The organism is Okeania sp. (assembly GCF_983059655.1).
In genome coordinates this window covers 20449-31224 of sequence record NZ_CEZPJD010000011.1, presented here as the reverse complement: position 1 = coordinate 31224, position 10776 = coordinate 20449, and the positions used below count along the sequence as shown (strand labels likewise).

The following is a 10776-nucleotide window of genomic DNA, read 5'->3' as shown; positions in this document are numbered from 1 at the left end:
ACTCTAAGTGCCAAAAATAATTTTGTGGTCTACTCAAATGAAAAGCGCTGTAATACCAATTTGATAAGTGTTTGCTACAAATAGCTAGAGTATTTCTTAGAATCCAGAATTCAGGAGTCAGAATTAATAGATTTCATACCAGTTTTCAGGTCGTAAATTCTCTTTTTCTCTTGGTGCGAGTTTCCTCTCTTGGTCAGCATTCCACAAGCGAGCTGACGGCGATGCGGGGTCGCACCGCTTTGTCATATCAAATCCGGCTAATTGCAAATAGATCCAATTAAGTATTAATCAGGATTTGAGCCTATTGATTGTGAGGTTGTTTAACCGGATTTGATATCAAAGGGACATTTTCAGCAAAATCTTTTTATTGCACTTATTTATCCGATCCTGCTGCCGGAGCTGCGATAAATTGGGCGACATTATTAGCTCTTGGTTTGGGAGATATAGTCGCGATCAATTTTATTTTATGGCGCGGATATTTGCTGCCGACAGCCCAGAAACTGCCCAACATGCTTGTATGATAGCTTCGTGATTATCGGCGTACCATTTTCGATAATGGCTCTATCTGCTCCCCAAATATTAGCCTAGGCAGGCATTACTCCCGACGGACCCTTACTTTTGTCTACTCAAAGGGGTGATTCCACCTATTTTGGTTTTGCTAGTTATAGCAGCCATTCTAGCTGCTTCCCTTTCTACCGCTGATGGAGCGATTCTAGGCACTTCTTTATGATAGGTATTCACCATGTTCGTAGTGAAACAGGAAGCGATCGCTTGTTGAAGCTGACTCGATTCATGACTTTTGGGATTACGTCTTTGGGGGTTTTATTTGCTGTCTTGGTTCCCCAGACTGGAATTTTGTTGCTGTTGGCTTTCGATTTAGGGTTTGCAGGATTATTAGTTCCCTTGGCAGGAGGCTTATATTGGCCTAAAGCAACTAAATAGGGCTTGCTGATTAAATCTAAAAGCATTAACAGATATTGGCTTGAAGAATTTTAGGAACTGAAAAAGTATGAGCTTTTCGGTAAATGGAGAGTAAAAAATGAGGATAGGTGAGGTAATGATGAGAGAAAAACTAAAGGGAAATTATGAATGACTGTTTTTTCTACAACTCCCCGTTCATCTGCTCCTCTTAACTACTGCCTACTGCCTACTGCCTACTGCCTACTGCCTACTGCCTACCCTAACAAAAAGACTTATTCAGCAAACCCTAAATATGGTGCTCTAGCTTGCGTTATTGCCGGGACCGGAACTCGACTAATATTTTTCGTTCTGATGCAAAAGATGTTTGGTAGCAATAATACTTTATTGTATATCAAAAATACGGTTTTTACGGCTGATTTTGACGGATTCCCTACTCTGATCGCTCCTTTGGTAGGTTTGGTGGTATTTATTGCCGTTTCTTTGTTGACGAATAATGGGAAAAAATTTGCATCAGATTGAGTAAGAGTCTGATAGGTACAGACTAAAATTAAATTATACATCAGAATTATAACTATTGCGATTTACTTTGTCAATTTTGTAGAGGCGGAGGTGTATTGAAGAAAAGCTAGGGTTTTCCAACTCACTTCCACTTCATTCTCAATTTGAGGCTAATGGCTGAGTATTTTAGTTATGGTATGATTTATTTTCTAGTGCCCAAAAAAAGGGTATTATTGCATGAAATACTATTTATACTTAAGAATAGCTAATATATATGGATCGAGAAGAAAATTCATACCCTATCAACTTAGATTTTGTTCTAAAAGCTATAAACAGCAAACTGCTCAAAATAGATCGTCCTCCCCTCAATAATGTAGAAAGGATAGTTCTTCAAGGCATCTGGAATTATAAAACCTACAACCTAGTAGCTGAAGAGGCAGGTTATAGCCCTGGTTATCTGAGCAATGTTGTAGCTCCTGAGCTATTTAGACGAGTTTCTGATGTTGTGAGTGAGAAGATAACAAAAAAAAACTGTCGGGCAAAGCTGGAAACATATTTCACCTCAACAGCAACATCAAAAAAAACTATTCCCAACCAAAATACTACAACACTTTCTGATGAGATTAGCCAAGTGGCGTCACCAACATTTCCTAGTGGGGCTATATCTCTAGATTCACAATTTTATGTACAACGATCTGATATTGAGAAGCAAATACATACAGAAATTGAGAACCCAGGAGCTTTAGTAAGGATAAAAGCGCCACAAGAAATGGGCAAAAGCTCCCTCCTGCTCCGTGTTATGGATTATGCAAATCGTTTAAACTATCACACTGTTAATTTAAATCTACAACAGGTAGAGCAAGATGTTTGTAGCGATATTAATAAGTTTTTACGCTGGTTTTGTGCTAATGTTACCCGTCAACTAGAGATGGAACTAAGGTTAGATGGCTATTGGGATGAAGATATTGGGTGTAAAATTAGCTGTTCTCTCTACTTCCAAGACTATTTACTAAATTCAATTAATTCACCCATACTTTTAGCTTTGGATGAAGTGAATCAAATTTTTGAGCATCCGGAAATAGCAAAGGACTTTTTTCCCTTATTACGTTCTTGGTATGAGGATGGTAAAAGACTCCCTGTGTGGCAGAAATTGCGTTTAGTAGTAGTTCACTCAACTGAAATTTATGTGCCTCTGCAGCTTAAACAGTCACCTTTCAATGTAGGTTTGCCAATTCAGCTAGATAGTTTTTCCTTAGAAGAAGTGGTAGAATTAGCTAAATATTATAAACTTGATTGGAAAGATGAAGAAGCAAATCGTCTGATGGCTACGATAGGAGGACATCCTGCCTTAGTACATCTTGCTATTTATCATCTTAGTCAGCGGGATGTCACACTCACGGAATTGCTAAAAACAGCTCCTACATTGACGGGAATTTATTCGAGTCATTTGCAGCGTCATCAAGTAAAATTGCAGGATGAGCCAGAATTAGCGATCGCTTTGCATAAGGCTATACGTAGTACTAAACCTATATTTCTAGAGCCTATTCAGGCTTACAAGTTAAATAGTATGGGGTTAGTTAAGTTAGAAGGAAATAAAGTAGTTATCAGTAATCAATTGTACCGAGATTATTTCCGGCAAACATTAAAACTAACTTGATAGCATAACAAGTGAATAAAAAAATATTGCATCTGAGTACCATTGCCAAATCTTTCCCCATCACCCCATCTTCCTCTCCTGGGAGAGGTTAGGGGTGGGTTCCCACACTCTTGATTTCATTACCGAAAAATTCTGTTCTAAAGCCTCCCGTTTTAAGCTATCCTTTATAACTGAAGTTTAGAATAATTATATCATGTCCGGATAATTAGTGATGAAAAAACTTTCTCCTTCTCTTCTTCTTTCTTCCCTCCTGTTTGCGAAGCATTCCGTAGGAAATTCTGTTTGCGGAGCATTCTGTAGGAAATTCTGACTCCTGAGTAGTTTATTTATAACTATTCAACCGGACATGATCGGGACTTACGCAAAGACACTATATATAGTGTATGGCAATGTAGAGCGATCGCTACAATCTTTTAAGCGCTCGCTTCAAGACAAGTATCATTATGAAAACAAGAATCAAAAAATACCTATCAAATAAAAACAGCTCTGAATTTGATTGTGGGTTTTTTCAGTTCTTGGAGCAGATAATCTGAGAGTAATTCATGTTTGACTGTATAAATGGTTTTTCCTATTTTTACTGCTAATCTTTTTAAGAAATTCCAGACTAACATCCCACAAGCAATATGATTTATTTGAATTTGTTTCAGACGACATTGACAGGAGCATAGACCTGTTAATTGCTTAATTATGGCGTGAAATTCTTCAATTTTCCATCTGTTTTGAGATTCAAATTCTACATCATCTTTACTACATTGGTCTAGGTCATTAGTAGCAATATATTCTGTTCTGTTGGTAGAAACAGTTGCCCAGAAAAGCTTGACTTTTTTATCCCTTGGATTACTACGGAGGTAATTTTAATCGACTCAAAGAGATTAATTCTAAGTAAGATCCTGACAATATCTTTAATTTTGAGATGAGCATACCGCTTGCTCATAATAATGAATAATTAATAATGAATAATTAATAATTACCTATCCTTGAAAAGAAGAGGATTGACTAAAAGGAAAATTTTTATTTATTATCCCCTTAAAAAGGGAGGTTTTAAAGCAAAATTTTTCGGTAACAATTATTTGGTGTCGCATACAACCTTTTCACCCAATATCCAGAAGAGATCCTTATTGTTTTACATCAACAGGTGCTACTCATGTCAAACGTTATTACCTCCACCATTCAGTATTATTTAACAAACTTTTGGTGTGGCCTGACCCACAGCTTCCGTCCCAAAGCCCCGACAAAACCAGACTATAGCGATATTTATACCTCCCCCAAGTACCAGGTCAAAAAAGCAGGAGAATGCAAGCATGGCTCTTACATTGAAACTTATGTGCCAGAAACGCCGTTTTTAGGAGAAAATGGCCTACCAAAAGCAGTAATATATTTACATGGTTTTGACTTAGGAGCCTCACAAATTTATCTCTCTCACCTGGAACATTTAGTTAAACAAGGCTACTACGTCTTTTATCCCAACTTTCAAACGGGGTTTTGTTCTTTCCCGAACTTGGCCTGGAAAACTGTACTCGAACTGGCAGACGAAGTGGTTGGCGATGGTTTGATTGACTCTCAAGAGAAATGGCTTAAAAATGCATTAAAAAGCGTTAGCTCCGCCTACCAAGCAGCTAATTTGGCAAACGTTCCGGTGGATACTTATCTCTTTGGTCATTCTTTAGGTGGGTTGTTTGCCCTGAGTTGGGCTTATTATATTAAACAAGAAAATCTTCCTGAGAACCTGTTACCCCAGCAGGTGCTTGTGGCCGATCCGCTTCCTAATACCAGTGTAGCCAATATACCCGGGCGATTGGGGGATTTGATTAAGAAAATTACCGATGATGTGGATGTTAAAGTCACTGGGGCTGCCTTAACAATGCCCGTGGCCATCTTGCATGGCAATGATGACTGGGTTGTACCCAAAGATGAATGGAAACAACCATTTGCTTATATTAAAACAGAACAAAAGAAAATGTTCTTGTCTTTCACCGACAATCGTGGCTGTCCGGGTATGTATGCCAACCACGAACAAGCCACGGTGAATACCAGCTTTTTTGATAAGTTTTTGGCTCTAACAGTTCTCGACGGCGTGGGAGTGGAAAATGATTTGAATTGGCGTTACATCTGGTATGGCCTTGATTGTGTCATTCGTTATGGGGAGCGAGCCGACTTACTTAGCTTCGATATGGGTAATTGGTCTAACGGTCAACCTGTACATGGTATTGAGGTTTTTCTGGATTCAAGCAATCCTTAAGGGAAAAAGCGATTGCTTTCCCAACTGGACCCTTAAGCGATCGCCTCCTAACTAGGCTTAAATGAGCATACCGCGTAATAATTTTGCTTCTAACGTTTAAATCATGCGTTCCCATACTGCTTTATTGGATCTCTAGGCACTAATCTAGAAGATATCCCATTCTGGAAAAAGGAATCTCAAAGACATGAAGATTGTAACCAAGCTATTGTCATTGTGTTTAGCACTGGTGTTATTTGTAACTACTTTAATACCATCGGCAGCAATGGCCAGCCCATTACTAGATCGAGAACAACAAATATTTATACTCTCCATTCTTTCAAATGTTGCTTCAAACGAATGGGGGACTCAGGAACAGTTACAAGACTTGTTGAAGGCAAGAATCACTAATGTCTTGGAAACGCCCAGTATACAAAAAGATATTGGGAACTGGGATGTTGTTTGGGGGCCAGTTGTTTATAACGTCAGGCCGTCGAAATACGCCACCAACGCAATGTACGTTGCTAGAAATGGTAATCAGTATGTTGTTGCGGTCGCGGGAACTAACCCTAGCTCTTTCTACGACTGGATTTTAGAAGATTTTAGTATCAAGAAGCAGGTGAGTTGGCCTTATGGGGACATACCACTAGATCTTGATCCCAAGATTTCTAAGGGAACCTCTCGAGGTTTGAATATCCTACTGCAAAAAATGAAATCATCGGGTAAGACGGTGTTAGAGTTTCTAGGGGAAACAGTAAAAAATTCCGCTGACGAGATCGAAATTATTTTCACGGGATACAGTTTAGGGGGAGCTTTAAGCCCTGCAGTAGCTTTGGCTGCCTTCGATCAAAAAGGAGAATGGGTTGGTGAAAAGCCCTTCATAATTTCTGTTTATCCTTTAGGGGGACCAACATCAGGAAATCAAGATTTCTCGACTTACTATGACTCTCAGTTGGGGGCTTCTACAAAGCGAATTTGGAATGACATTGATATTGTTCCTCATATTTGGAATGAGACAATGCTTTCTGAAATTCCTAGTCTGTATGAGCCTGAAATTAAACCTGATTTGACTATGAGATCTTTTGTTTTGATAGCAAAAGGACTATCTGAAGGCGGAAACTATACTCAAATTTTACCTGCAACGCCGGGACTCAAGGGCACGGTAAACCCATCACGATCCCTATGCCAGACACCAAGTTCCTCAATCTCAACATCTGCAGTCGATGAAGAATTATCTCGGGTGATAGAGATGCTAGAAGATAAAATTCTCAAAGATCCCGAACTTCAGGGACTGTATTTATCCAAGGATCTCGAGAATACTTCATCCCTCGATCCAGAACGAAAACAGTCTTTGAAACGGTCTGTTTTTCGGTTAACTACTTTCATAAAACAGGCAATTTATCAGCATACAAGCGAATATGCTGTCTTATTGAATGTAAAAGACCCATACTGCACAATTGTTGCAGAGACTGGGGGAAAACTATTCGCCCTCCCTGGTGCTTCGGAATTTGCGACATTAGTCTTTAAATTGTTAAAGGAACAACCACAAATCCTATCGCGATAGTAGAATTTGTAGGTTGGGTTGAGGAGCCTGATCGCCATTTTTATCAAAAGCGATCGGTTCTTCAATAATTAATAATTAACAATAGTTTCGGTGCAAAGGTAGGTATTACCCAAGCTCCCAAAGGTGCTGTTTATTTTGATTTTATTAAATTTAAGCGAGCTATTAAATCTAAAGTTTTTTCGGAAGAATTAGATTTATTAAAAATAGTAGAGGATAATATGTTTATTGACTCAGAATAATCTGATACTTAGAGCCATATCATTACTTATAATTTTGTTGTCAATATGATTTTTGGTTCATTTGGCGCGCAGGAATTAAACTCTTTTCCAAAACTGCTTGAGAAACGGAACCAACTAACACATTATCCCATAAACGATGCCCTCTTTTTCCCATAACTATTTCTGCTACTTCATACTCTCGCGCAACTGAAACTATTTCCTCCGGTGCTACTCCCGCAACAGTCACAAACCGATACCGAATATTTGCCAAAAGTTGCCTTGTTTGCTGTCGCAGTTGCTCAATACTTTCCCCATCCTCAGACTGAATAACGTGCAATACCACAACCTCTCCATCACAACGTCTCGCTAACTCTGAAACTTTTAACAACACATCCACAGCAAGAGGTGAAGTATCAACGGCAGCTAACAAAACTATACGACGAGCGATGTAGCTGTCGCTAGGCTCCGCCAACGCTACTTTTGTCGGATCTATTGCTCCCTTGCGTAATAGTTTGGGTGTAAAGGTAGGTATTGCCCAAACTCTCAAGGGTGTCGTGACTAATATGGATAGGGCAGCGATCGCCATTTTTATTAAAAGCGATCGCTACCTTCTTCTAACAAGAGCGATTATTTTTTAACTTTTATAAACAGCAATTAATCTTTCTGCACCTAAATCAATTTTGACTTGGACTTCTTCCCATTCTAATTCTAGTGGATCGTTTGGTAATAATCCATTGCTCTTTCTCTAAACTTCGTCTGACGGCTTCATGGAAAATATTTTTTGCCATTTTATTATCCCTTATATTTTTCTTTTTTCAACAATCACCACAGGAATTAAACTCGTTTTCAAAACTGCTTGAGAAACGGAACCAACTAACACATTCTCCCAGAAACGATGCCCTCTTTTCCCCATAACTATTTCTGCTACTCCATACTCTCGCGCAACAGAAACTATTTCCTCCGATACCACACCCGCAACAGTCACAAACCGATACCGAATATCTGCCAAAAATTGCCTTGTTTGCTGTCGCAGTTGCGCAATACTTTCTCCATCCTCAGACTGCATAACGTGCAACACCACAACTTCCCCATCACAACGTCTCGCCAACTCGGCAACTTTTAACAACACATCCACAGCAAGAGGTGAAGTATCAACGGCAGCTAACAAAACTATACGACGAGCGATGTAGCTGCCGCTAGGCTCCGCCAACGCTACTTTTGTCGGATCTACTTCTCCTTTTTGTAAAAGTTTCGGCGCAAAAGTAGGTATGGCCCAAGCTCCCAAAGGTGCTGTAACTAATATGGATAGGGCAGCGATCGCTAAAATTGTTTCTCCTCCATCAATACCTGCTGCTAGAGGAATAGCTCCAATAGCTGCTTGCACGGTTGCTTTAGCAGAATTTCCGGGCAGCAAAAATAGACGCTCTCGCCAATTCCAGTTACTGCCTAAAGTTGAGAGATACCAACCAAGCATTCGTCCGACTAAAGTACCGACTGCTAAAATTGACAACCCTACCCACAAGACATTTCCCAGCACTTGTAAGGGGATACTAGCACCGAGCAAGACAAACAAAATTATTTGCGCCACCACCCACAAAGTATCAAAACCATTTCGTAACCGTCGCGCCAGGGGTGCATCAAATTCAATGACAAAAAATCCTGTTGCCATAACTGCCAAATATCCGGAAAATATGGGAAATTTCTCTGCTAAGACGACTAACAATAGAGCAAAACTTGCTGCAACTAAAGTATCCTGGGTGGCATTTTGAGTCCAATTTTGTTTGACTAACAACAATACTAATATTCGTGCTGTTAACCATCCAGCGATAACTCCGAGAATAATTTGTAAAATTACTTGAAATGGTAATAGTTGTAGTGCGGTGAGAGTGATGCCACCAGGTAAAGTTACAGTAGTTGTTCCCTGGGATAAAAATGCCAGCAGTAAACTAAAAACTAACAACAGCAAAACATCTGACAAAGCACTACCAGTCAAAATTGCATCAGGAATACCTTTAGCTACACCCCAACCCAAACTTTTGAGGCGCAACATTCCGGGAACAATAACTGCCGGAGACTCGGCACCGATGATACAACCCAATAACAACCCGGTGATAAAATCAAACTTGAGTAACCATATAGCTGCTAAGGCGATGACAATAGCTTCACAGGTTGCAGGTAAAAAACCTAACCGTATCGCAACATTTCTCTGTTGTGCTAATTTTTCTCGGTCTAACCCTAACCCTGCTTTCATTAAAATTACCATAACGGCGATCGTGCGTAGGGAGTCAGCAGCTTGTAAAATACTAGAGTCGATGGTATTGCTAATTTGGGGACCTAATAATATTCCCACTAATACCATTCCTAGCAGTGGCGGTGCTTTTAATCTTGAGGAAATTTGTCCGACAAAAAAGCCTATTAATAATATTAAGATAATACTTTTTAACATAAGAAGGAAGAGGAAAGAAGGAAGAAGGAATTGAGTATTAATTTAATGTACTAGAAAACAATTAGTTAATCAAGTCATCTAGATTGCTGAAATTGTGTAAAATAACTTTTTATTGTATAATTATTGATATTTTTTAACAATTTTTTTTATAACCAATGAAAAAATATAATGAATAACCCCAAAGAAAATTATAGAAAAACGTTTCTGGAACTAGAAAAAGCAGCATCAAAATTTTGGCCTACAGAATTAGCTGAAATGGAAGCAGAGTTAAGTATAATTCCATTGTTGTTAAAAACACAAGAGCAATTTATTCAAATCTTAAGCATTGATGTATTAGAATTAGAGGACTTATTTACAATAGTCAACTCTTCAGCTTTGTCAGGCAACTTATTTGTTAAGCATTTGGTTATTATGGCTGACTTTGGAGGAGAAATGCTCAAACGTATAAGTAGAGAATTTAAAAATTTGTTTCCTAATGAAGAAATGAAATATTACTGGAAAAATACTCATCGCATTTATAAGTTTCAAGCTTTACCTACAAAAAGCTTAAGTAATCAAACTCTTAAAATTAATGGAAAAGACCTTTTTGTAAAACATTCTTTAGATGAAAGACAAAAAGATGCTATTGCGCTTCTTTTATTTGGAAGTTCCCATAACAATTCTAATCAAGAAATTGCTTCAATTTTAGCAAGGTGTGAAATTGGTGATTATTTAGGTAAACCGAATGAATTAGATAGTTTTATTAAGCAGCGATATATTTGGGTTAGTCGTATTACAGGAGGAGCGAAATCTAATGCTTTAGGTCATCTAGCCCAAAAATTTGTTGCTCAGTACATAAAAGATGAAATTGGAATTACTGAAATTGAAGTTAAATCTGGTGCTACTTTACCTAATGTAACTCATACCGATCCAACTACAGGACGTTTAACTTCATTTGATATTATAGTGACAAAAAACCAGAAATATGTAGCTATAGAAGTAAGCTTTCAAGTAACTACTAATAGTGTTATTGAACGTAAAGGAGGACAGGCAAAAGCTCGTTATGAACAAGTTGAAGCAGCAGGTCACAAAATTGCTTATGTTATAGATGGAGCAGGAAACTTTGAAAGACAGTCAGCATTACAAACAATTTGTTTGCATAGTCATTGCACTGTGGCATTTTCTAAAAATGAGTTGTCAATTCTTTGTGATTTTTTGAGAGATTACTTAGAAAACAATAATGGTTGAAAAAAACTGGACAATTTGCATACTATTTAT

Annotated in this window: 10 protein-coding genes and 1 pseudogene; 6 read left to right on the top strand and 5 right to left on the bottom strand. The window is 38.4% G+C overall.

Annotated features, from left to right (window positions below):
* Nucleotides 1-123 precede the first annotated feature (123 nt).
* Nucleotides 124-267: a hypothetical protein gene (locus AC3DU7_RS01745; protein WP_488037647.1), complete on the bottom strand. Its 144-nt coding sequence runs from the start codon at nt 265-267 to the stop codon at nt 124-126.
* A 459-nt stretch (nt 268-726) separates the two neighbouring features.
* Between AC3DU7_RS01745 and AC3DU7_RS01740 the strand changes: the two genes are divergently transcribed.
* The 3 genes from AC3DU7_RS01740 (at nt 727) to AC3DU7_RS01730 (ending at nt 3076) form a co-directional block, all read left to right on the top strand.
* Nucleotides 727-942: a hypothetical protein gene (locus AC3DU7_RS01740; protein WP_488037646.1), complete on the top strand. Its 216-nt coding sequence runs from the start codon at nt 727-729 to the stop codon at nt 940-942.
* Nucleotides 943-1089: 147 nt separating this feature from the next.
* A complete protein-coding gene (locus AC3DU7_RS01735) occupies nt 1090-1440 on the top strand; it encodes a hypothetical protein (protein WP_488037645.1) in 351 nt (116 codons plus the stop codon).
* Nucleotides 1441-1693: 253 nt separating this feature from the next.
* A complete protein-coding gene (locus AC3DU7_RS01730; RefSeq protein ID WP_488037644.1) occupies nt 1694-3076 on the top strand; it encodes an AAA-like domain-containing protein in 1383 nt (460 codons plus the stop codon).
* A gap of 470 nt (nt 3077-3546) precedes the next feature.
* On the opposite strand, the pseudogene AC3DU7_RS01725 reads toward AC3DU7_RS01730, so the two are convergent.
* Nucleotides 3547-3906: pseudogene (locus tag AC3DU7_RS01725) on the bottom strand (IS701 family transposase); the annotation flags it as partial.
* A gap of 314 nt (nt 3907-4220) precedes the next feature.
* Here AC3DU7_RS01725 and AC3DU7_RS01720 point away from each other — a divergent pair.
* Both AC3DU7_RS01720 and AC3DU7_RS01715 read left to right on the top strand, forming a co-directional pair.
* Nucleotides 4221-5315 (top strand): alpha/beta hydrolase, encoded by a 1095-nt coding sequence (locus AC3DU7_RS01720; RefSeq protein ID WP_488037643.1) that lies wholly within the window; start codon nt 4221-4223, stop codon nt 5313-5315.
* 262 nt (nt 5316-5577) lie between these two features.
* A complete protein-coding gene (locus AC3DU7_RS01715; RefSeq protein ID WP_488037642.1) occupies nt 5578-6855 on the top strand; it encodes a lipase family protein in 1278 nt (425 codons plus the stop codon).
* Between the two features lie 279 nt (nt 6856-7134).
* Here the strand turns inward: AC3DU7_RS01715 and AC3DU7_RS01710 are convergent, their stop codons facing one another.
* The 3 genes from AC3DU7_RS01710 to AC3DU7_RS01700 form a co-directional block, all read right to left on the bottom strand.
* Nucleotides 7135-7659 (bottom strand): universal stress protein, encoded by a 525-nt coding sequence (locus AC3DU7_RS01710; RefSeq protein WP_488037641.1) that lies wholly within the window; start codon nt 7657-7659, stop codon nt 7135-7137.
* Nucleotides 7660-7747: 88 nt separating this feature from the next.
* Nucleotides 7748-7861: an element excision factor XisH family protein gene (locus tag AC3DU7_RS01705; RefSeq protein WP_488037640.1), complete on the bottom strand. Its 114-nt coding sequence runs from the start codon at nt 7859-7861 to the stop codon at nt 7748-7750.
* Between the two features lie 11 nt (nt 7862-7872).
* Nucleotides 7873-9519: a cation:proton antiporter gene (locus AC3DU7_RS01700; RefSeq protein WP_488037639.1), complete on the bottom strand. Its 1647-nt coding sequence runs from the start codon at nt 9517-9519 to the stop codon at nt 7873-7875.
* Nucleotides 9520-9687: 168 nt separating this feature from the next.
* On the opposite strand from AC3DU7_RS01700, the gene AC3DU7_RS01695 reads away from it, so the two are divergent.
* A complete protein-coding gene (locus AC3DU7_RS01695; RefSeq protein ID WP_488037638.1) occupies nt 9688-10746 on the top strand; it encodes a restriction endonuclease in 1059 nt (352 codons plus the stop codon).
* Nucleotides 10747-10776 lie beyond the last annotated feature (30 nt).